The following is a 20,573-nucleotide window of genomic DNA, read 5'->3' as shown; positions in this document are numbered from 1 at the left end:
ACCGGATGACACCCACCACTCTGCGGAAACTCCTTCAGCACACCGCCCGCGTCTGCCTGTTCGCGTTCCTGGCGGTCGTCGTCGCGGGCTTCTTCGCCAGCGTCCCGTACTGGGTGGGCTGGGTACCACTCGGCCTCTGGATGCTGTGCGTGTTCGGCGGCCACCGCCTGGCGGCGCGCGCCGGGACGGAAGCCGCCGCGGCACCGGAACGCGCGGCGGTGGCGGTCGGCGCGCCGGTCACCGGCCGCTGGAAGGCCCTCAACAGCCCGGCGGACAAGGTCCCGAGCCACGGCACCCGGGCGTACGGCCAGACCTACGCCATCGACATCGTGGCCGAGCCGGAGCCGGGCGCCAGGCCCGCCTTCGGCTGGTGGCCCCTGGCCCGCCGCAACGCCGACTTCCCGGCGTTCGGCGCACCGCTGCTCGCCGTCGCCGACGCCACCGTCGTACGCGCCGACGACCGCCGCCGCGACCACCTCAGCCGTACGTCCTGGCCGGCCCTGGTGTACCTCTTCGTCGTCGAAGGCGTGTTCCGCACGATCGGCGGCGCGGGCGCCGTCGTCGGCAACCACGTCGTCCTCGACCTGGGCGACGGCACGTACGCGCTCTACGCCCACGTCCGGCGCGGCTCGCTCACCGTCCGGGCGGGCGACCGGGTACGGAGCGGGCAGCCGCTCGGCCGGTGCGGCAACTCCGGCAACAGCACCGAGCCGCACGTCCATTTCCAGCTGATGAGCACCGCCGACCCGGACACCGCCGACGGCATCCCCTTCACCTGGCACGGCATCGGCGTCCCGCACAACGGCGAGACGTTCGACGCGGCGCCCGCGGGGATTCCCGGGCGCTGAGACCGGCCGGGGCGGCGGGGCCGGGCCGTTGTCAGTGGTGCCGCCTACGCTGGTCCCCATGTCGCCCGCCGCCCGCAAAACGCGCACCCGCCGTTACGACCCGGCCAGGACCAGGGCCGCCGTCACGGCGCAGTTCGCGCACGTCCGCGAGGCCGTACGCGGCCTGAGCGCCGAGCAGTTGGCGCTGCCGACCCGGCTCGGCGGGTGGACGGTGCGGGAGCTGGTCGCGCATCTGGCGATGGCGGTCGGGAGCGTGGTGCGGCTCCTGGAGGAACCGGCCCCGGCGCGGCAGGAGACGGCGCTGCTGGACTGGCCGTTCGCCACCGCGCCGACGGCATCAGGAATCGACGACGACACCCGTGCCCCGGCCGCGACCGGCGGACCGGACACCCCGCAGGGCCTGGCGGCGCTGCTGGCCCGCGCCGCCGACCGGCTCGCCGGGATACTCCCCGAGGCGCCGGACGACCGGCTGGTGGCGAGCCGGGCGGGCGCCATGCGGCTGGACGACTACCTCGTCACCCGCTGCGTGGAGCTGGTCGTGCACACCGACGACCTGGCGGCGGCGACCGGCACCGAGATCCCCTACGACCGCCAGGCGCTGGCCACCGCCACCCGGCTGCTCGCGGACGCGCTGGCGGTCAAGGCGCCCGGCGGCTCGGTCGAGGTCCGGGTGCCGCCGTTCGCGGTGGTGCAGTGCGTGGCGGGCCCCAAGCACACCCGCGGCACCCCGCCGAACGTCGTCGAGACCGACCCGCTGACCTGGCTCCGGCTGGCCACCGGACGGGCGGTGTGGGCCGGCGAACTGGCCGCTGCCACCGTCACGGCCAGTGGGGAGCGCGCCGACATCGGCGACCAACTCCCGGTCCTGACCTGAGAGTTCGGGCGCTGAAGGTCCGGCCGCTGAAGATCCGGCCGCCTCACTCCTTCGGGTAGGCCAGCAGCGTCCCGTCCACCGCCTCCCAGGAGGCCCGCAGCCGCCGCAGGAGCTGCGGTTCGGCAGCCGCCCTGTCGGCCTGTTCGCGCGGATCGTGTACGACGTCGAAGAGCTGGTCCTTCCCGCCCTTGCCCCGGTAGTACTTCCAGTTGCCGCGCCGCAGCGCCCGCTCGCCGCGCACCCGCCAGAACAGATCCCGCTCGGCGATCCGCTCACCGCGCAGCAGGTAGCCGGCCAGGCTCGTCCCGTCCAGCGGGTACCCGCGGTCCTGGCGGGCGCCCGCGAGCTCCAGCAGGGTCGCCGTCCAGTCCGGCGTGAACACCGGCTCGTGGCTCACCTGGCCCGCGTCGATCCCAGCAGGCCAGCGAAGGAGCGTCGGCACCCGGATGCCGCCCTCCTGGAGGGATGCCTTGTTGCCGGTCAGCGGCCAGTTGTACGACCAGCGTTCGCCGCCGTTGTCGCTGGCGAAGAAGACCAGGGTGTCCTCCTCCTGGCCGGAGCGCCGCAGCGCGGCCAGCACCTCACCCACCGACCGGTCCAGGTCCTCGACCATCTCCCGGTACTTCCCCAGGGAACCGCCGTCCCGGTGCTGGAGCGCGCCCGGCTCGCCCGCCTTGATCCGCCGGACGATCTCCGCGCTCTCCGCCTCGTCGCCGTCCGCGATCCACGGCCAGTGGGGCGTGGTGAAGTTCAGGTTCAGCAGCCAGGGCGAGCCGGCCGGACGGCCCCCGGACGCCTGGCCGGCCGCCGCGTTCCGCTTCCCCGCGTCCGTCACGAAGCCGACGGCGCGCTCGGTGATGATCCGCGTGTAGTAGCGCAGGTCCTTGTACGTGGCATCGCCCTCGTAGAGGTCGTACTCCCCGGCGAGTCCGAGCTTCGAGTAGTACTCAAGGGCCCCGCTGAGATTCCCGAAGAAGGTGTCCCAGCCCGACTTGGTGGGGCTGTAGTCCGGCAGGTAGCCGCAGTGCCACTTGCCGATCAGCGCCGTCGCGTAGCCCGCGTCCCGCAGCAGGGAGGCGAGCGTGGGGTGCGCGGGGTCGAGCCCCACGGTGCGGTCGGCGATCGGCTCGGCGAGACCGCCTGCGGTGCGCCCGGGGTAGCGGCCCGTGTAGAGGGAGAAGCGGGTGGGGGAGCAGGTCGCGGAGCCCGAGTACGCCTGGGTGAAGCGGACTCCCTGGCGGGCGAGCCGGTCGAGGTGCGGGGTCCGGATATCGGGCGCGCCGTACGAGGACAGGTCGGCCCAGCCCAGGTCGTCGCCGAGGATGAAGAGGATGTTGGGCCGCCGGGCGTGCCGGCCGGGCGCGGCCCGGAACTCCCGTTCCCGGAAGGCGGGCTCCGACGCCGCGGCCCGGTGCGCCCCGGCGAGCGCGGTGGCGGCCCCGAGCCCGCCCACGGCGGCTGCGGCCCCCGCCCCGGCCAGGCCGCCGAACGCACGGCGCGAGACCGGCGCGGTCGCCGGGCTGTCGGATATGTCGGTCGGGGACGGGTCGGCGGAGGTCATCGAAGCGGCTCCAGGTCATGGCGGGCGGGCCGCGGCACGGCAGAGCGGCGCGGCGGCGGCAGCGGGCGGGCGGCACGTAGCGCATCTCACACGGGGCGCGCGAGACGAAGTGCGCCAAGTGCCGCAAAGGGGATGGGGGATGCCGCTCCGTGGCACCGGGAAGGCAGCCGGGGCGGCGAAGGAAAGGCCAGCTCACAAAGGGCGGCGGGGTGCACACGCGCAGCGACCGCGGGCTCCCGCGGCGGCGGCCCCTAGGCCCTTCCAGCCGCGGCGACAGAGCGCGCCGGCCAGCCGACCGAGGTCGACGTGGTGGCGCCGCACCAGGGGGCGCGCCGGGCGAAGCACCCGGTGGGAGGCCAGGCGCGCCAAGGGCTGCGGGGTCTGCATGGCGCGAAATCCTGGCCGGGTCGGCGGGGCCGCGTCAAGGACGCTTCATGCCCCGTTCATGCACTCATCCAGATTCCCGCCCATCCCCGGTTCGGATGAATCCGTGTCCTGCCCTAGACTCAATGACGTGCCACGTGGTGACGGACGACTCAGCCACGACCTGCTCCCCGGCGAAAAGGGCCCCCAGGACGCTTGCGGCGTCTTCGGTGTCTGGGCTCCGGGTGAAGAGGTCGCCAAACTCACCTATTTCGGGCTGTACGCGCTGCAGCACCGTGGACAGGAGTCCGCGGGCATCGCAGTGAGCAACGGCTCGCAGATCCTCGTCTTCAAGGACATGGGCCTGGTTTCCCAGGTCTTCGACGAGACTTCGCTCGGCTCCCTCCAGGGCCACATCGCCGTGGGCCATGCCCGCTACTCCACCACCGGTGCCTCGGTGTGGGAGAACGCCCAGCCGACGTTCCGTGCCACCGCGCACGGCTCGATCGCGCTCGGCCACAACGGCAACCTGGTGAACACCGCCGAGCTGGCGGATCTGGTCGCCGCGCTGCCCCGTGAGGGCGGCCGGGCGACCCAGGTCGCGGCCACCAACGACACCGACCTGGTGACGGCCCTGCTGGCCGGCCAGGTGGACGACGACGGCAAGCCGCTGACCGTGGAGGAGGCCGCACCCCGCGTCCTCCCGAAGGTCATGGGTGCCTTCTCGCTCTGCTTCATGGACGAGCACACGCTCTACGCGGCCCGTGACCCGCAGGGCATCCGCCCGCTGGTGCTCGGCCGCCTGGAGCGCGGCTGGGTGGTGGCCTCCGAGACCGCCGCCCTGGACATCTGCGGCGCCAGCTTCATCCGGGAGATCGAACCCGGCGAGATGGTCGCGATCGACGAGAACGGCCTGCGCTCCACGCGCTTCGCCGAGGCCCGCCCCAAGGGCTGCGTCTTCGAGTACGTCTACCTCGCCCGCCCCGACACGGACATCGCGGGCCGCAACGTCTACCTCTCCCGCGTGGAGATGGGCCGCAAGCTGGCCGCCGAGGCGCCGGCCGACGCCGACCTGGTGATAGCGACGCCGGAGTCCGGTACCCCCGCCGCCGTCGGATACGCCGAGGCCAGCGGGATCCCGTACGGCTCCGGTCTGGTCAAGAACTCCTACGTCGGCCGGACGTTCATCCAGCCGTCGCAGACCATCCGCCAGCTCGGTATCCGCCTCAAGCTCAACCCGCTCAAGGAAGTCATCCGCGGCAAGCGCCTGGTGGTCGTCGACGACTCGATCGTCCGCGGCAACACCCAGCGCGCCCTGGTGCGGATGCTGCGCGAGGCCGGCGCCAAGGAGGTCCACATCCGGATCTCCTCCCCGCCGATCAAGTGGCCGTGCTTCTTCGGCATCGACTTCGCCACCCGCGCGGAGCTGATCGCCAACGGTCTGAGCGTGGACGAGATCGGCAAGTCCCTGGGCGCCGACTCCCTCGCCTACATCTCCATCGACGGCATGATCGAGGCCACCACCATCGACAAGCCGAACCTCTGCCGCGCCTGCTTCGACGGCGTGTACCCGATGGAGCTGCCCGACCCGGAGCTGCTGGGCAAGCACCTCCTGGAGTCGGAGACCGCAGGTCAGGCCAAGCCGGACCTGGACGGGGTCGGGACGCTGACGGCCGGTGTCGGTGGCGCCGATGCGCTGCGCCGCCCGTAGCTCGCACACACACGACACGAAAGTTCTGCGCCATGCCTCCTGAGTCATCCGAGCCTGCGCGATCCGCGGGCGCCGGCGCCAGCTACGCGGCAGCCGGCGTCGACATCGAAGCGGGCGACCGCGCCGTCGACCTCATGAAGGAGTGGGTGAAGAAGGCCACCCGCCCCGAGGTCGTCGGCGGGCTCGGCGGCTTCGCCGGCCTCTTCGACGCCTCCGCCCTCAAGCGGTACGAGCGCCCGCTGCTGGCCTCGGCCACCGACGGCGTCGGCACCAAGGTCGACATCGCCCGCAAGATGGGTGTCTACGACAGCATCGGCCACGACCTCGTCGGCATGGTCGTCGACGACCTGGTGGTCTGCGGCGCCGAGCCGCTGTTCATGACCGACTACATCTGCGTCGGCAAGGTCTACCCGGAGCGGGTCGCCGCGATCGTCAAGGGCATCGCCGAGGGCTGCGTACTGGCCGGCTGCGCGCTGGTCGGCGGCGAGACCGCGGAGCACCCCGGGCTGCTGGGTGCGGACGAGTTCGACGTCGCGGGTGCCGGCACCGGCGTCGTCGAGGCCGACCGGGTGCTCGGCGCGGACCGTATCCGTCCGGGCGACGCGGTGATCGCGATGGCGTCCTCCGGACTTCACTCCAACGGGTACTCGCTGGTCCGCCACGTCCTCTTCGACCGCGCGGGCCTGGCCCTGGACCGGGAGATCCCCGAGTTCGGCAGGACACTCGGCGAGGAGCTGCTGGAGCCCACCAAGATCTACTCGCTGGACTGCCTGGCGCTCACCCGCACCACCGACGTGCACGCCTTCTCGCACATCACCGGCGGCGGTCTGGCCAACAACCTGGCCCGGGTGATCCCGGACGGGCTGCACGCCACGGTCGACCGCGCCACCTGGACGCCGGGCGCGGTCTTCGACCTGGTCGGCTCGGCCGGAGCGGTCGAGCGCCTGGAACTGGAGAAGACCCTGAACATGGGTGTCGGCATGATCGCCGTCGTCCCCCAGGATTCGGTGGACGTCGCGCTGGCCACCCTGGCCGACCGCGGCGTGGACGCCTGGGTCGGCGGCGAGATCATCGAGCGCGGCGACCTGACCGAAGCGGTGACCCTGACCGGTGACTACGCCGGCTGAGGCGCCCGCTGCCGGGGCAGCACAAAACCCGGTCCGAGGTGAGAACCCCGGACCGGGTATGTGGAGATGCTCTGCGCGCCCTGGTAAAGCGGTGAACGAACCGCAGGACGACCGCGGGTGGCTTCCCGCGGAAGTGGTAGCGGTGCGTCGTCAGGCGCGGCGACGTTGGTGGGACGAGTCGCCCTCGTCCTCATCGTCGTTGTTGTATCGATCCGCGTAGTGTGCGTACGGGTCGTCGTCCTCGTCATCCTCGAACGGTTCCCCGTTCGGAGGCTGCTGGCTCGACGGCGATGCACCCAGCTCGTCGGCCAGTCGTGAGAGATCCGTCCCACCGCTGCTGTACTTCAGCTGGCGGGCGACCTTTGTCTGCTTGGCCTTGGCCCGGCCGCGCCCCATGGGTCGACCCCCTCAATGACGGGGCTCTATGGCCCCAGAGTCTTGACACGCGTTCATGATTCAGAGCGGACTCTCGACGGAGAGACCGGCCCGTAGGGCTTCAACGGTACCTGCTTCCGCGGCCATACGGTACGTCGCCCGCATCACCGGCCGCTCGGCATGACCTGCGAGGCGCCCTTTTCCCGCTGGTCAACTGCGATTTTAACCTGTCCTGTACGGCGACCCGCCGACGGGTGGTGAGGGATGTCTCCCCGACCGCCCGCGGCGGGCCGCGCAAGGCCGGATTTCCGGCCATTCGGAGCGCCTGGAGGCGCCCCGGTGGCGTCAGGCGCGCCGTGCCTCCGCCATGCGCTGTTCGGCCAGCCGGTCGGCCGCCGCGGCCGGCGGGATCCCGTCCGACTTCGCACGAGCGAATATCGCCAGCGTGGTGTCGAAGATCTTCGCCGCCTTGTCCCGGCAGCGGTCGAAGTCAAAGCCGTGCAGCTCGTCGGCCACCTGGATGACGCCGCCCGCGTTCACGACGTAGTCGGGGGCGTAGAGGATGCCGCGGTCGGAGAGGTCCTTCTCGACGCCGGGGTGCGCGAGTTGGTTGTTGGCCGCGCCGCACACCACCTTCGCGGTCAGCGCGGGCACCGACGCGTCGTTCAGCGCGCCGCCCAGGGCACACGGCGCGTAGATCTCCAGACCCTCCGTGCGGATCAGTGCGTCGGTGTCGGCGACGGCCGTGACCTGCGGGTGCGCCCGGCGGATCCGGTCGACCGACTCGGTGCGGACGTCCGTGACGACCACCTCGGCGCCGTCCTGGAGCAGGTGCCCGACGAGGTGGTGGCCCACCTTGCCGACGCCGGCCACGCCGACCTTCCGGCCGCGCAGCGTCGGGTCGCCCCACAGGTGCTGGGCCGATGCCCGCATGCCCTGGAAGACGCCGAAGGCGGTCAGCACCGAGGAGTCGCCCGCGCCGCCGTTCTCCGGCGAGCGCCCGGTGGTCCACTTGTTGGTCCTGGCGACGATGTCCATGTCCGCGACGTACGTGCCGACATCGCACGCGGTGACGTATCGGCCGCCGAGCGAGGCCACCGCGCGTCCGTAGGCGAGCAGCAGCTCTTCGGTCTTGATCACGTCGGGGTCGCCGATGATCACGGCCTTGCCGCCGCCGTGGTCGAGACCGGCGAGCGCGTTCTTGTAGGACATGCCGCGCGAGAGGTTGAGGGCGTCCAGCACCGCCTCCTCCTCGGAGGCGTAGGCGTGGAAGCGGGTGCCGCCGAGGGCCGGGCCCAGAGCGGTGTTGTGGACGGCGATCACGGCCTTGAGGCCGCTGGCGCGGTCCTGGCAGAGAACGACCTGTTCATGGCCGCCCTGCTCCGATCGGAACAGGGTGTGCAGCACGCCGCCGTCGACGCTGACGGCGGAAGGACGTACGTCGGTCACGGTGGTGACTCCCATAGGTCACGGAGGACGCCCTCCTGCGGGTGGGGAGGGCCGGTCGGGAAGAGCGTAAGACCTCCGCGGCCCGATGATCGGCCGGGTACCGGGGATCACCCACTCGCGGGGGACGGACGTGCGACGATTTGCCGTATCCCGGGCCGGGCGGGGGAGGACACACCCCCGGCAACTCCCGGTGGCGGACTTCCCTTTGAAGGAGCGTGCGTGGCCTTGGCGTCGTCGGTGACGGTCCCGTATGCGGCATACCTACGGGTCTACGAGCCGCTGGCAGCATTCCCGGAGCCGGAGCGCTCCCACTGGGCGCGGTACGCGAAGCGCGACGACACCCCGACGGCGCAGGACGAGCAGCGCAGAGCCCTCGCCGACCTGCTGCCCACGCCCCCGGTGCCGGTCCCGGTGCACGAGAGCGCGGACGCGTTCGTCGCGGTCGTCGACGAGGTGCCCTGCATCTGCCCGTGGCGCACCCGGCTGCGCGGCTGGCAGGCGCTGGAGGAGCTGCCCGAGCTGCTGCCCGCACCGGTGCTGGACGCCGCGCTGCCCCCGGTGGTGCGCCGGCAGGCGGCCACCGACTACGAGGAGTGGCAGGAGCGCAACCCGGACGCCAGGCCCTGGATCCGCGGGGCGACCTGGCATGTCCCGGTCCGCTGGTTCGTCCTCTTCGACGACGCGGAGCGGGAGTACGAAAGGGAGGGGAAGGACGGGCCGCTGCTGCGCTACCGGACGCCGATGGTGCAGGCGCGGCGCCGGGTCGCGCGCGGGCTGCGGACGCTGCGGGACACGATGGAGGAGGGGCCGCTGATCGACGGCCTGGTGGACGTGGGGCGCTGGCTGGAGGAATTCCACCCGCGCTCGCTGGTGGAGCTGGACTACGGCGGGCTGGTGCACGCGGTGCCCGATGCGCAGCTCGCCGGTGACCGTTCGGCCGCGGAAGTGGCGGAAGGGCTCGCGGCGTTGCGCGAGGGTGACGGCGAGCGGGCCGGCGTCGCGTACGAGAAGCTGTCGGACCGGTGGCGGTCGGTGCGCGAGCGCCAGTTCTCCAGCTGAGTGGTCGCCTTCGGGGCGCGGAGCCTCCGGAACTGCGAGATGATCTTGGAACGCGCTCGTCCCGTAGGCTTTCTCCCTCAGGACGTAGGTCCTGATCCGGGCTATTCCCCCAACAGTGACCTAAAGCACTGACTTCGGGCCTTGCGCGCAAGCTATGTCCTCGTGCCAAAATAGGACAAGGAGCCTTACATGGGCTCCTTCCGTCTAACTATGGGCGGGTAGATCGGTATTGCGCTCCTTGAGGGGTCTAGTGACGCCTGATCATTTTGTGACTGATCGTCACGGTGGCGTGACTGTCCGCTATGGCATGGTCCATCGGCATCCGCCGAGGTTGAACACCTGAGAGGGCAATTCCATCGGTTTGGCCGACGTGGCTGGACAGATGGTGTAGTTGTAGTGCCGAGGACAAGCCGTTCGTCCTATAACCGACTCGGCCCGCGTCCGCCATTTCGGGCAACGCGGGTCAAGGTGCAGAATTTAGAGGAAAGAACCGTGATGGTTCGGTTCTCCCGAGGAGGCCGCTCATGACCGCTCGCACCCCTGACGCCGAGCCGCTGCTTACCCCCGCTGAGGTTGCCACGATGTTCCGCGTGGACCCGAAGACGGTGACCCGCTGGGCCAAGGCAGGCAAGCTCACGTCCATCCGTACGCTCGGAGGGCATCGGCGTTACCGCGAGGCTGAGGTCCGCGCACTGCTCGCGGGTATCCCGCAGCAGCGCAGCGAGGCCTGAATAACCGCATAACCGGGCTGTTTTCGGGGCCCCCAACCCGCAGAACGCCCGTGCAGCACCACTGCTCCACCCGCTTCACCACGCTCCACACAGCTCCATACGACGCGGCGCCCGCCCCAACGGGCCCACACCCGCAGCATCTGGGTACGTCATCGATCGCGCTGGACTCCGCCGGGTCCAGCGCGATCTTTTTTGTGCGCGCGTCACGGGGCCTCCCGGGCGCCCGGAGGCCGCCTGTCACGCCACCGTCGCGGCGGCGTCCACAAGGGGCTTCCGAGGGCCCTCCAGAGGGCCTCCGTCACAGACCCGGCGGTCTCGTTTGAGTGCCTCGGAGAGTGGTGCAATTGCACATATTAAATTGACTGGTTGTAGGGCGAGGGTAAGTTCCCCGCTCCGGGAAACTCGTCCGGTGACACCCGTCACATGGCGCAGCGCTTGAAGGTGTCCTTGCCGCTGAGGTAAAGGCGTTCCTGGCCGACGCCCTGTCACCAGCCTTCCACCGCACGGCAGATGGGCAAGGCTCCGTTGGTCACCGCTTCGCGGGACTTTCGCCCTCCGCCGCCTGCGGCCCGCAGAGCGCCGACGGCGCGTCCGGGGCGGGTAAGGGCGCCGCGACCCCCGAACGGGCCGCATACGGCTCCAGGGCGAGCCGTAACAGCCGGTGGCAGACGGGGCAGTGCCGGGTCAGATGTCGAAAGCCCGTCGCGGCCGACAGATGGGCGCGCAGCAGCGCCCTGGTCTCGTGCCTCTTCGCCGCCCTCATCGCACGCACCTCCCGGCCCCACGCTTCCTCTGTGAGTACCGGCGGCACCGGCCGCCGTCAAGACGCCCGTCAGGGTAGGGGCGGGGGTGCCGGGGAGAGGAACGGCGGCGCGGCACACGCAGAACGGCCCGCATCCTCATCGGATGCGGGCCGTTCAACTGCGGTCCTGACGGGATTTGAACCCGCGGCCTCCACCTTGACAGGGTGGCGAGCACTCCAAACTGCTCCACAGGACCTTGGTGCCGCTCCCGCTTGCGCGGTGCTGCGAAGCAAGACTCTACAGCAGGTCAGGGGGTGCGGTCGAACTCGCTCCCGGGAGGCGCACCTCCCGGGCCGCGCCCCGGCCGTCCGCGGCCCGCCCCGGCTACGGCGCAGCCGCGTCCACGGCCTTCACGATGCGCTTGTCGGACACCGGATACGCGGTCCCCAGCGCATGCGCGAAGTAGCTCACCCGCAGCTCCTCGATCATCCAGCGGATCTCCAGGGCGGCGGCGGGCACCGGCCTCCCCTGGGGGAACTGCTCCAGCAGCCAGGCGTATTCGTCCTGCATCTCCTTCACCTTCGCCATCCGGGCGCGGTCCCGCTCGGCGTTGGTGGGGAGCTGCTGGAGCCGGCGGTCGGCGGCCACCAGATAGCGCATCAGGTCCGGCAGCCGCTTGGCGCCGTGCGCGGTCACGAAGCCCGGCCTGATCAGCGCCGCCAACTGCTCCTTGACGTCCGCGAGCGAGGGCAGCAGCGACGGGAAGGTGGTGTCCTTCAGCCGGCGCTCGCACGCCTGCCAGGCCGCGAGGACCTCCTGGACCTGCCCGATGGTCTGCATCGTGGCGTCCACCAGATCGGCCCTGACCCCGTCGAACAGCTTCCGGAACGACTCCTCGTCCCAGGCAGGGCCGCCGCGGGCCGCCATCAGCCGGTCGGCGGCAGCGGTCACGCAGTCGTCGAAGAGCGCCGGGATCGAGCCGTGCGGATTGCGGGACAGCGCGAGCTTCTGCTGGTTGCTGAGCTTGCTCTGCGCGAACTTGGCGGGGTTGGAGGGGATGTTGAGCAGGATGAGGCGGCGGGTGCCGGCCCACATCGCCGTCCGCTGCTCGGCCTCCGTGTCGAAGAGCCGTACGGCGACGCTGCTGCCCTCGTCGACCAGCGCCGGGTACGCCTTCAGCGGCTGGCCCGCCCGCCGCGTCTCGAAGGTGCGCGGCAGCGCGCCGATCGTCCAGGAGGTCAGGCCGGTGCGCTGTTCCAGGCCGGCCAGCGCCTGGCCCTCGCCCTTGCCGCCTCTGCCGTCCTTGGCGGGGCGTTCGGCGGCCTGCTCGAACGCCTTGGAGATGGCCGCCCTGGTCTTCGGCTTGAGCTGGAGCCGCAGCGCTTCGAGGTCCTTGGCCTCGGCGAGCTTGCGACGCCGCTCGTCGACCACCCGGAACGTGATCTTCAGGTGGTCGGGCACCTTGGCGGTGTCGAAGTCGGCGGCCGTCACCGGTACGCCCACCATCCGCTGGAGGCCCGCCGCCAGCGAGGTGGTCAGCGCGCCCTGGAGCGGCACCGTGGAGTCCAGGAAGCGGGCGGCGAAGTTCGGCGCGGGGACGTAGTTGCGGCGGATCGGCTTGGGCAGCGAGCGGATCAGCTCGGTCACCAACTGCTCGCGCAGGCCCGGGATCTGCCAGTCGAAGCCCTCGGACGCCACCTGGTTGAGCACCTGGAGCGGTACGTGGACGGTCACACCGTCCGCGTCGGCACCCGGCTCGAACTGATAGGTGACCTTGAACTTCAGTTTTCCCTGCCGCCAGGAATCCGGGTAGTCGTCCTTGGTGACGCTCTCCGCGGATTCGTTGATGAGCATCGAATGCTCGAAGTTGAGGAGATCGGGCTCCTCCTGCCGCTTCTTCTTCCACCAGGTGTCGAAATGCGCGCCGGACACGATGTCGGCCGGAATGCGCTGGTCGTAGAAGTCGAAGAGGGTCTCGTCGTCGACGAGAATGTCGCGGCGCCTGGCGCGGTGCTCCAACTCCTCGACCTCGCCGAGGAGTTTGCGGTTGTCGTGGAAGAACTGGTGATGCGTACGCCAGTCGCCCTCGACCAGGGCATTGCGGATGAACAGGTCGCGGGAGACCTCGGGATCGATACGCCCATAGGTGATCTTGCGTTGCGCGACGATCGGGACGCCGTAGAGCGTCACCCGCTCGTACGCCATCACCGCGGCCATCTTCTGTTCCCAGTGCGGCTCGCTGTACGTCCGCTTCACCAGGTGCTGGGCCAGCGGTTCGACCCACTCCGGCTCGATCTTGGCGTTCACCCGCGCCCACAGCCTGGACGTCTCGACCAGTTCGGCCGACATGATCCAGCGGGGGGTCTTCTTGAACAGCGCCGAGCCGGGGAAGACCGCGAACTTGGCGCTGCGGGCGCCCAGATATTCGTTCTTCGCCTCGGTGTCCTTCAAGCCGATATGCGAAAGCAAACCGGAGAGCAGTGAGGTGTGAATATGGTCGGGCGCCGCGTCCTGCTCACTCAGATGAACGCCCATCGTCTTGGCGACCGAGCGCAACTGGGAGTAGATGTCCTGCCATTCACGTATCCGCAGATAGTTCAGGAACTCATTGCGGCACATGCGGCGGAAAGCGGACGATGACAGCGCCTTCTGCTGCTCCCGCACATAGCGCCACATATTCAGGAACGCCAGGAAGTCGCTGGTCTCGTCCTTGAACCGGGCGTGCTGCTGGTCGGCCTGCTGCTGCTTGTCCGAAGGGCGCTCGCGCGGGTCCTGGATGGACAGTGCGGCGGCGATCACCATGACCTCGCGGACACAGTTGTTGCGGTCCGCCTCCAGCACCATGCGGGCCAGCCGCGGGTCGACCGGCAGCTGGGAGAGCTTGCGGCCGAGCGGGGTCAGCTGCTGGCCCGCCTTCTGGCCCCGGCCGCCCTTCGGACCGCCGTCCAGCGCACCCAGCTCGTGCAGCAGATCGATGCCGTCCTTGATGTTGCGGCGGTCCGGCGGGTCGATGAACGGGAACTTCTCGATGTCGCCGAGGCCGGCCGCGGTCATCTGGAGGATGACGGATGCCAGGTTCGTCCGCAGGATCTCGGCGTCGGTGAACTCCGGGCGGCTGAGGAAGTCGTCCTCGGAGTAGAGCCGGATGCAGATGCCGTCGCTGGTACGGCCGCAGCGGCCCTTGCGCTGGTTGGCGCTGGCCTGCGAGACCGGCTCGATCGGCAGCCGCTGGACCTTGGTGCGGAAGCTGTAGCGGGAGATCCTGGCCATGCCGGGGTCGATGACGTACCGGATGCCGGGGACGGTCAGCGAGGTCTCGGCGACGTTCGTGGCCAGCACGATGCGGCGTCCGGTGTGGCGCTGGAAGACGCGGTGCTGCTCGGCGTGCGACAGCCGTGCGTACAGCGGCAGCACCTCGGTGGCGCGGAGGTTCTTCTTGATCAGCGCGTCCGCGGTGTCCCGGATCTCGCGCTCGCCGGAGAGGAAGACCAGGATGTCGCCAGGGCCCTCGGCCTGGAGCTCGTCCACCGCGTCACAGATCGCGGTGATCTGGTCACGGTCCCCCTCCTGGCCGCCCTCCTCCAGAAGCGGCCGGTAGCGGACCTCCACGGGATACGTACGCCCGGAGACCTCGACGATCGGCGCGGACTTCTCCTCGGCGGCGTCCACCGTCGCGAACGCGCCGAAGTGCCGTGCGAAGCGCTCCGGGTCGATCGTCGCCGACGTGATGACGACCTTCAGGTCGGGCCGCCTGGGCAGCAGCTGCGCCAGGTAGCCGAGGATGAAGTCGATGTTGAGGCTGCGCTCGTGTGCCTCGTCGATGATGATCGTGTCGTACTGGCGCAGCTCGCGGTCCGTCTGGATCTCGGCGAGCAGGATGCCGTCCGTCATCAGCTTGACGAGGGTGTCGGCGCCGACCTGGTCGGTGAAGCGGACCTTCCAGCCGACCGCTTCGCCGAGCGGCGTCCGCAGCTCTTCGGCGACCCGCTCGGCGACCGTACGGGCCGCGATCCGGCGCGGCTGGGTGTGCCCGATCAGGCCGCGGATGCCGCGGCCGAGCTCCAGGCAGATCTTGGGGATCTGGGTGGTCTTGCCCGAGCCGGTCTCGCCCGCGACGATCACGACCTGGTGGTCCCTGATCGCCTCCAGGATCTCGTCCTTCTTCTGGCTGACCGGCAGCTGCTCGGGGTAGCTGATCGCGGGCACCGCGGCGCGCCGCTGCTCGACCCGCAGCTCCGCCTCCGCCATGCCTTCGGCGATCTCGGCGAGTACCGCCGCGCGGGCTTCGGGCTTACGGATCCGGCGTGCGCCGTCGAGCCGACGCCCCAGCCGCTGCTGATCGCGCAGCATCAGCTCGGGCAGTCGCTCCAGCAGGGCGGGAAGGGCCGGCGATGCGCCGGCGGGCGGGGCGGAGGCAGGCTGACTGGACATACGACCCCCAGGATCTCACCTCGGCGATTCGGCTGGCGAACGATTTGCCGGGACGCGGGCGGAAGGCGGCCCGGGACCGGCCCGCCACCGGGCCGTTCGGCACCGCACTGCGGAGACCTGCACGGGTATGTCTGTCATGGGTGCTTTAGCGTGTTCGTATGGATGATCAACACGGCGCATCCGGTGCGCACGGTGCACACGGCCGGGCCCGTACCGGCGCGGAGAAATGGGCGGCCTTCAAGAAGTCACCGTTCTTCCCCGCCTGTGTGCTGGTCTTCATCCTCGCGGCGGCGGCCGGGCTGTTCGCCGGTTCGTACACGTACACCATGGCCAACCCGACCCCGCGGCACGTGCCGACGGCCGTGGTCGGCGCCGAGAAGGCTCCGGACGGCACGCCGACCCGCGAGAAGGTCTTCGCCGACGGGATGGAGAAGGCGCTCAACGCCTCGCTGCGGCTGATCAGCTACGACACCTACGCGCAGGCCAGGAAGGCCGTCGAGGAGCAGCAGGTGTTCGCGATCCTGAGCCCGCACGGCAAGGGCGTGGAGCTGGATGTGGCGGGCGCGTCGGGCGCGTCGGTCGCGCAGCTGCTGACCACGGCGGCTCCGCAGGTCGGCAAGGCGGTCGGGGTGCAGGTCCGGGTCCAGGACATCCGGCCGTTGCAGCAGGGCGACCCGCGTGGCCTGGCCCTCTTCTACATCTCCCTCGCCGCGGTGATCATCGGCTTCGTCGGCGCGATCCAGCTCAGCGTGCACGCCCGCTCGCTCAACCCGGCCGAGCGGATCGCGTTCACCGTCGTCTACGCCCTGCTCGGCGGCTTCGCCATCGCCGCGGTGGTGGACTGGTGGCTGGGCGCGCTGGACCTGCCGTTCGTGGAGTCCTGGCTGATCCTGACGCTGACGATGTTCACGTCCGGGATGGTCTTCTCGATGTTCAACACCCTGATGGGCCGCTGGGCGATGATCCCCACCTGGGGCCTGATGGTGCTCCTGGGCAACCCGTCGTCGGGCGGCGCGGTCTCCTGGCCGCTGCTGCCCTCGCTCCTGGGCCACATCGGCCGCTGGCTGCCGCCGGGCGCCTCGGTCAACGCCCAGCACACCGCGGTCTACTTCGGCGGCTCCCAGCACCTCTTCCCGTTCCTGGTGCTGGCCGGCTGGGCGGTGCTGTCCTGCGCGGTCTTCTGGTTCTGGCGGCACCGCCATCCGGGGGGCCGCGAGACGCACGCCGCTCCCGCGCACGCGGCGCAGGAGTGAGCCGGACGGGCGCCGGCGCGAGTGCGCGGGCGCCCGCCCCGACGTCGGCGGACAACGAAGAAGGCCCCGATCCACTGGATCGGGGCCTTCTCCCAAAGGGTGTGGCTGGGGCCGGGGTCGAACCGGCGACCTATCGCTTTTCAGGCGATCGCTCGTACCAACTGAGCTACCCAGCCGCAGCGGTCCTGACGGGATTTGAACCCGCGGCCTCCACCTTGACAGGGTGGCGAGCACTCCAAACTGCTCCACAGGACCTTGCATTGTGCGAAACGGCGTAAACAGTCTCGCACACGGTAATGCGTGCCCCCAACGGGATTCGAACCCGTGCTACCGCCTTGAAAGGGCGGCGTCCTGGGCCACTAGACGATGAGGGCTGATGGCCCGCCTTGGCGTCGTTACCGGCGCCGTCGGGGACGTGAGAAGCATATGGGATGGGAGGACCGTTCGCCAAAACGGTTTACCCGGGGCCGTCCGCGGGGGCCCGAAAGGGTGCGCCGGCGGCGGCGCCCGGCCGGTTCTCGCGGGGGTTCCCCCGGTGTGCAGGCCGCCGCTCCCCTTCGGCCGTCGGTCCCCGGCCGGGCGCCCCTGGGCAAGCGGGCCAACTCGCGTCGGCGGATGTGGTCTTAGGTCAGGGGCGCGGCCGGGTGTGCGGGGCGGCCGGATCCGGGGCCGGTGGCGGAGAATGGCGGTGTGCTGGAAATGACGCGCGAGGAGTTCGAGGAACTGGTCGCCGAGGCGCTGGACCGGATCCCGCCGGAGCTGACCCGGCTGATGGACAACGTGGCGGTGTTCGTCGAGGACGAGCCGCCGTCCGACGATCCCGACCTGCTCGGGTTCTACGAAGGGACGCCGCTGACCGAGCGCGGGGAGTGGTACGCGGGGGTGCTGCCGGACCGGATCACCATCTACCGGGGGCCGACCCTGCGGATGTGCGAGAACCGCGAAGACGTCGTCGCGGAGACCGAAGTGACGGTGGTGCACGAGATCGCGCACCACTTCGGGATCGACGAGGAACGGTTGCACGCGCTGGGGTACGGCTGAGGCCACCGGGACAGGTGAGGTGCCGGGCCCCGGGGTGCGGGCGGCCGGGCGCCGATCAAGGGTGTGTGACGCGTGTCCTCAAGCGGGGGGCGGGAGTTGGGCAAGGCGTCCCAAGTCCCCGCGGCGCCGCCCAGCGCTCCGGATCCGGAGGTCCCGCCCGTGCGACCGATCCCTGCCCCGCGCCACCCGCTCCCCGATCCGTCCCGTGCCGCGCGGCCGGCGCCCGGCGGGGCGCGGGTGCCCGCGCAGCCGTCCGCGCCCGCCGCTTCCCGGGCCCCCGTACGCCGTGTGCTGGCCCGTGCCACCGCCTCCGTGGCCGTCGCCGCGTCGCTGGCCGCCGCGCTGTCCGGCTGTATGAGCGTGAGCGATCCCGTTCCGAAGCGCTCGGGCGGCAGCACGCCGCACGGCGAGCCGGACGGCAGGGGCCCGAGGGAGCCCGGTGGCCTGACGGCGGACGGCAGCGGTGACGGCCCGCGCCGGGCGGAGCCGTACGGCGGAGGGCCGGGCTCCGGTGGCACGAGCGGCTTGAGCGGCACGACGGGCGGGGCGGGCCGGGAGGTGGATGACGGCGCGCCGGACGAGGCGGCGCAGGACCGGTCCGCGACGCCGGACGGCGGGGAGCGGGGGACGGGCGGCGGGGCCGGTCACGGGGGCGGCGAGACGCCCGGCCGTGACGGGCACCCCGGAGGCGGTACGCAGCCGGCGCCCACGCCGTCGGACGAGGCGCCGTCGGTGCCCGCGTCGCCCACTCCATCGGCCCCGACCGGATCGCCGACCCCGCCGCCGAGCACCTCGGCCACACCGTCGTCCCAGGCGTCAGGGCCCTCGCCCGTGGCGCCGGATGAATCGCCGTATCCGCAGGCGGGGTGGGATGCGTAGGCGGGCGGAGAGCTGTCGGGGTGGGGTGCGGTGCGGGCCGGTCGGTGACACGCGGGGAGCGCGGGGGCTGGTGTCCCGCGGGGGTGGCGTGAGAAGGTCATTTGCCTTCCCGGGGGCGGAGTGCGTATGGTGGTAGATCGTTTGATCCCATTTGCCCGGCGCCAGAAAAGAAGCGCGCCGCGTGGCGCGTTCTCTCCCTTGCCGTGGCTGACCGCATAGAGGCGGTCTTTGTGAAACACACGGAGTTTGGGCGCGTGCCGAGACTCCGGAAGGTTTCGCATTTCGCATGTCAATTTCCACTGAACAGTCCGTCATGCCCGCATCCGACGAGCAGGCGGTTGCCGCGGTGAACGAGCCGGTCGAGACGGCCGCAGCGGTCGAGACGGCCGACGCCCCCGAGGCGACCGAGCCCGCCGAGCCGCAGGTCACCTTCGCGGACCTGGGCCTCGACGAGAAGATCGTCCGCAAGCTGGCGCAGAACGGTGTCACCACCCCGTTCCCGATCCAGGCCGCGACGATCCCGGACGCCATCGCCGGCCGCGACATCCTCGGCCGCGGCCGTACCGGCTCCGGCAAGACCCTCTCCTTCGGCCTGCCGCTGCTGACCCAGCTGGCCGGCGGCCAGACCGAGAAGAAGCGCCCCCGCGGCGTCATCCTCACCCCGACCCGTGAGCTGGCCATGCAGGTCAGCGACGCGCTCCAGCCCTACGGCGACGTCCTCGGCCTGAAGTTCAAGGTCGTCTGCGGCGGTACGTCCATGGGCAACCAGATCTACGCCCTGGAGCGTGGCGTCGACGTGCTCGTCGCCACCCCGGGCCGGCTGCGCGACATCATCAACCGCGGCGCCTGCTCGCTGGACAAGGTCGAGGTCGCGGTCCTGGACGAGGCCGACCAGATGGCCGACCTGGGCTTCCTGCCCGAGGTCACCGAGCTGCTCGACCTGGTGCCGGCCGGCGGCCAGCGGATGCTCTTCTCCGCCACGATGGAGAACGAGATCGGCACCCTGGTCAAGCGCTACCTGACCGACCCGGTCACGCACGAGGTCGACAGCGCCCAGGGCAACGTCACGACCATGACGCACCACGTCCTCGTCGTGAAGCCGAAGGACAAGGCGCCGGTCACCGCCGCCATCGCCGCCCGCAAGGGCCGCACCATCATCTTCGTCCGCACCCAGCTCGGCGCCGACCGCGTCGCCGAGCAGCTGCGGGACGCCGGTGTGCTCGCCGACGCGCTGCACGGCGGCATGACGCAGGGCGCGCGCACCCGCACCCTGGCCGACTTCAAGGACGGCTACGTCAACTGCCTGGTCGCCACCGACGTCGCCGCCCGCGGCATCCACGTCGACGGCATCGACCTGGTCCTGAACGTCGACCCGGCCGGTGACCACAAGGACTACCTGCACCGCAGTGGCCGTACGGCCCGTGCGGGGCGGTCCGGCACCGTCGTGTCGCTCTCGCTGCCGCACCAGCGCCGGCAGATCTTCCGCCTGATGGAGGACGCGGGTGTGGACGCCTCGCGGCACATCGTCGGCGGCGCCGGTGCCTTCGACGACGACGTCGCCCAGATCACCGGTGCGCGCTCGCTCACCGAGGTCCAGGCCGAGTCCGCCGCCAACTCCGCCAAGCAGGCGGAGCGCGAGGTGCAGGAGCTGACCCGCGAGCTGGAGCGCGTGCAGCGCCGCGCCACCGAGCTGCGCGAGGACGCCGACCGGCTGACCGCCCGCGCCGCCCGTGAGCGTGGCGAGGACCCGGCCGAGGCGCTCGCCGCCGTCGCCGCGACCGTGGAGGCCGCTGCCGCCGAGGTCGCCGCCGTGCCGGCCCAGTCCACCGCACCGGACGAGCGCCGTCCCGCCGAGCGCAGCAACCGCGACGAGCGGGGCAACTTCGAGCGCCGTGACCGTCGTGACGACCGCTCGGGTGGCGGTTTCAACCGTGACCGTCGGGATGACCGTTCCGGTGGTGGCCGTTCCTTCGACCGTCGTGACGACCGGTCGGGCGGTGGCTTCAACCGTGACCGTCGGGATGACCGTTCCGGTGGCGGTTTCAACCGTGACCGTCGGGATGACCGTTCCGGTGGTGGCCGTTCCTTCGACCGTCGTGACGACCGGTCGGGCGGTGGCTTCAACCGT

General features: G+C 71.1%; 15 protein-coding genes and 4 tRNA genes. 9 read left to right on the top strand and 10 right to left on the bottom strand.

Features of this window, described 5'->3' with window-relative positions:
- The first annotated feature begins 5 nt into the window (after positions 1-5).
- Entirely contained in the window at positions 6-848 is an 843-nt protein-coding gene (locus tag ACIBK8_RS21645) for a M23 family metallopeptidase (RefSeq protein ID WP_399043430.1), read from the top strand.
- A 58-nt stretch (positions 849-906) separates the two neighbouring features.
- Positions 907-1,722 (top strand): sterol carrier family protein, encoded by an 816-nt coding sequence (locus ACIBK8_RS21640; RefSeq protein WP_399043429.1) that lies wholly within the window; start codon positions 907-909, stop codon positions 1,720-1,722.
- A 43-nt stretch (positions 1,723-1,765) separates the two neighbouring features.
- Here ACIBK8_RS21640 and ACIBK8_RS21635 read toward each other — a convergent pair whose 3' ends face one another.
- Complete coding sequence (locus ACIBK8_RS21635) at positions 1,766-3,283, bottom strand: sulfatase (protein WP_399043428.1); 1,518 nt, start codon at positions 3,281-3,283, stop codon at positions 1,766-1,768.
- 514 nt (positions 3,284-3,797) lie between these two features.
- On the opposite strand from ACIBK8_RS21635, the gene purF reads away from it, so the two are divergent.
- Together purF and purM are read left to right on the top strand one after the other, a co-directional pair.
- The gene (purF, locus tag ACIBK8_RS21630; protein ID WP_393683983.1) at positions 3,798-5,357 is read left to right on the top strand and encodes an amidophosphoribosyltransferase; all 1,560 of its coding nucleotides are present in this window, start codon (positions 3,798-3,800) and stop codon (positions 5,355-5,357) included.
- 32 nt (positions 5,358-5,389) lie between these two features.
- Positions 5,390-6,484 carry a phosphoribosylformylglycinamidine cyclo-ligase gene (gene purM, locus ACIBK8_RS21625; protein ID WP_393683981.1) on the top strand — a complete coding sequence of 365 codons (1,095 nt, stop codon included), beginning with the start codon at positions 5,390-5,392 and terminating at the stop codon, positions 6,482-6,484.
- A gap of 150 nt (positions 6,485-6,634) precedes the next feature.
- Here the strand turns inward: purM and ACIBK8_RS21620 are convergent, their stop codons facing one another.
- Together ACIBK8_RS21620 and ACIBK8_RS21615 are read right to left on the bottom strand one after the other, a co-directional pair.
- The gene (locus tag ACIBK8_RS21620; protein ID WP_393683979.1) at positions 6,635-6,880 is read right to left on the bottom strand and encodes a DUF3073 domain-containing protein; all 246 of its coding nucleotides are present in this window, start codon (positions 6,878-6,880) and stop codon (positions 6,635-6,637) included.
- Between the two features lie 324 nt (positions 6,881-7,204).
- Positions 7,205-8,323 carry a Leu/Phe/Val dehydrogenase gene (locus tag ACIBK8_RS21615; RefSeq protein WP_399043427.1) on the bottom strand — a complete coding sequence of 373 codons (1,119 nt, stop codon included), beginning with the start codon at positions 8,321-8,323 and terminating at the stop codon, positions 7,205-7,207.
- A 204-nt stretch (positions 8,324-8,527) separates the two neighbouring features.
- Here ACIBK8_RS21615 and ACIBK8_RS21610 point away from each other — a divergent pair, with 204 nt between their 5' ends.
- Both ACIBK8_RS21610 and bldC read left to right on the top strand, forming a co-directional pair.
- The gene (locus tag ACIBK8_RS21610; RefSeq protein WP_399043426.1) at positions 8,528-9,367 is read left to right on the top strand and encodes a hypothetical protein; all 840 of its coding nucleotides are present in this window, start codon (positions 8,528-8,530) and stop codon (positions 9,365-9,367) included.
- Positions 9,368-9,891: 524 nt separating this feature from the next.
- Positions 9,892-10,098 (top strand): developmental transcriptional regulator BldC, encoded by a 207-nt coding sequence (bldC, locus tag ACIBK8_RS21605; RefSeq protein ID WP_003949541.1) that lies wholly within the window; start codon positions 9,892-9,894, stop codon positions 10,096-10,098.
- Positions 10,099-10,627: 529 nt separating this feature from the next.
- Here bldC and ACIBK8_RS21600 read toward each other — a convergent pair.
- The 3 genes from ACIBK8_RS21600 to hrpA all read right to left on the bottom strand — a co-directional run bounded on the left by ACIBK8_RS21600 (position 10,628) and on the right by hrpA (position 15,272).
- A complete protein-coding gene (locus tag ACIBK8_RS21600) occupies positions 10,628-10,861 on the bottom strand; it encodes a DUF6274 family protein (RefSeq protein ID WP_399043425.1) in 234 nt (77 codons plus the stop codon).
- A gap of 161 nt (positions 10,862-11,022) precedes the next feature.
- Positions 11,023-11,097 (bottom strand) — tRNA-Asp (locus tag ACIBK8_RS21595).
- A gap of 128 nt (positions 11,098-11,225) precedes the next feature.
- Complete coding sequence (gene hrpA, locus ACIBK8_RS21590) at positions 11,226-15,272, bottom strand: ATP-dependent RNA helicase HrpA (protein ID WP_399043424.1); 4,047 nt, start codon at positions 15,270-15,272, stop codon at positions 11,226-11,228.
- A 158-nt stretch (positions 15,273-15,430) separates the two neighbouring features.
- Between hrpA and ACIBK8_RS21585 the strand changes: the two genes are divergently transcribed.
- Complete coding sequence (locus ACIBK8_RS21585) at positions 15,431-16,525, top strand: ABC transporter permease (protein WP_399043423.1); 1,095 nt, start codon at positions 15,431-15,433, stop codon at positions 16,523-16,525.
- Between the two features lie 102 nt (positions 16,526-16,627).
- On the opposite strand, the gene ACIBK8_RS21580 is transcribed toward ACIBK8_RS21585, so the two are convergent.
- The 3 genes from ACIBK8_RS21580 to ACIBK8_RS21570 all read right to left on the bottom strand — a co-directional run bounded on the left by ACIBK8_RS21580 (position 16,628) and on the right by ACIBK8_RS21570 (position 16,899).
- Positions 16,628-16,701, bottom strand: a tRNA-Phe gene (locus ACIBK8_RS21580).
- 4 nt (positions 16,702-16,705) lie between these two features.
- A tRNA-Asp gene (locus ACIBK8_RS21575) sits at positions 16,706-16,780 on the bottom strand.
- A 46-nt stretch (positions 16,781-16,826) separates the two neighbouring features.
- Positions 16,827-16,899: transfer RNA gene (locus ACIBK8_RS21570), tRNA-Glu, on the bottom strand.
- A 316-nt stretch (positions 16,900-17,215) separates the two neighbouring features.
- Here ACIBK8_RS21570 and ACIBK8_RS21565 point away from each other — a divergent pair.
- The gene (locus tag ACIBK8_RS21565; RefSeq protein ID WP_393683957.1) at positions 17,216-17,566 is read left to right on the top strand and encodes a metallopeptidase family protein; all 351 of its coding nucleotides are present in this window, start codon (positions 17,216-17,218) and stop codon (positions 17,564-17,566) included.
- Between the two features lie 644 nt (positions 17,567-18,210).
- Here the strand turns inward: ACIBK8_RS21565 and ACIBK8_RS21560 are convergent.
- Entirely contained in the window at positions 18,211-18,546 is a 336-nt protein-coding gene (locus ACIBK8_RS21560; RefSeq protein WP_399043422.1) for a hypothetical protein, read from the bottom strand.
- A 185-nt stretch (positions 18,547-18,731) separates the two neighbouring features.
- On the opposite strand from ACIBK8_RS21560, the gene ACIBK8_RS21555 reads away from it, so the two are divergent.
- A partial coding sequence (locus ACIBK8_RS21555) for a DEAD/DEAH box helicase (RefSeq protein WP_399043421.1) occupies positions 18,732-20,573 on the top strand: 1,842 nt, incomplete at its 3' end.

This window comes from Streptomyces sp. NPDC050161 (assembly GCF_044460025.1).
Classification (GTDB): domain Bacteria; phylum Actinomycetota; class Actinomycetes; order Streptomycetales; family Streptomycetaceae; genus Streptomyces.
The sequence above is the reverse complement of the archived record's forward strand: the minus strand, read 5'-3'. Positions and strand labels throughout refer to the sequence as shown.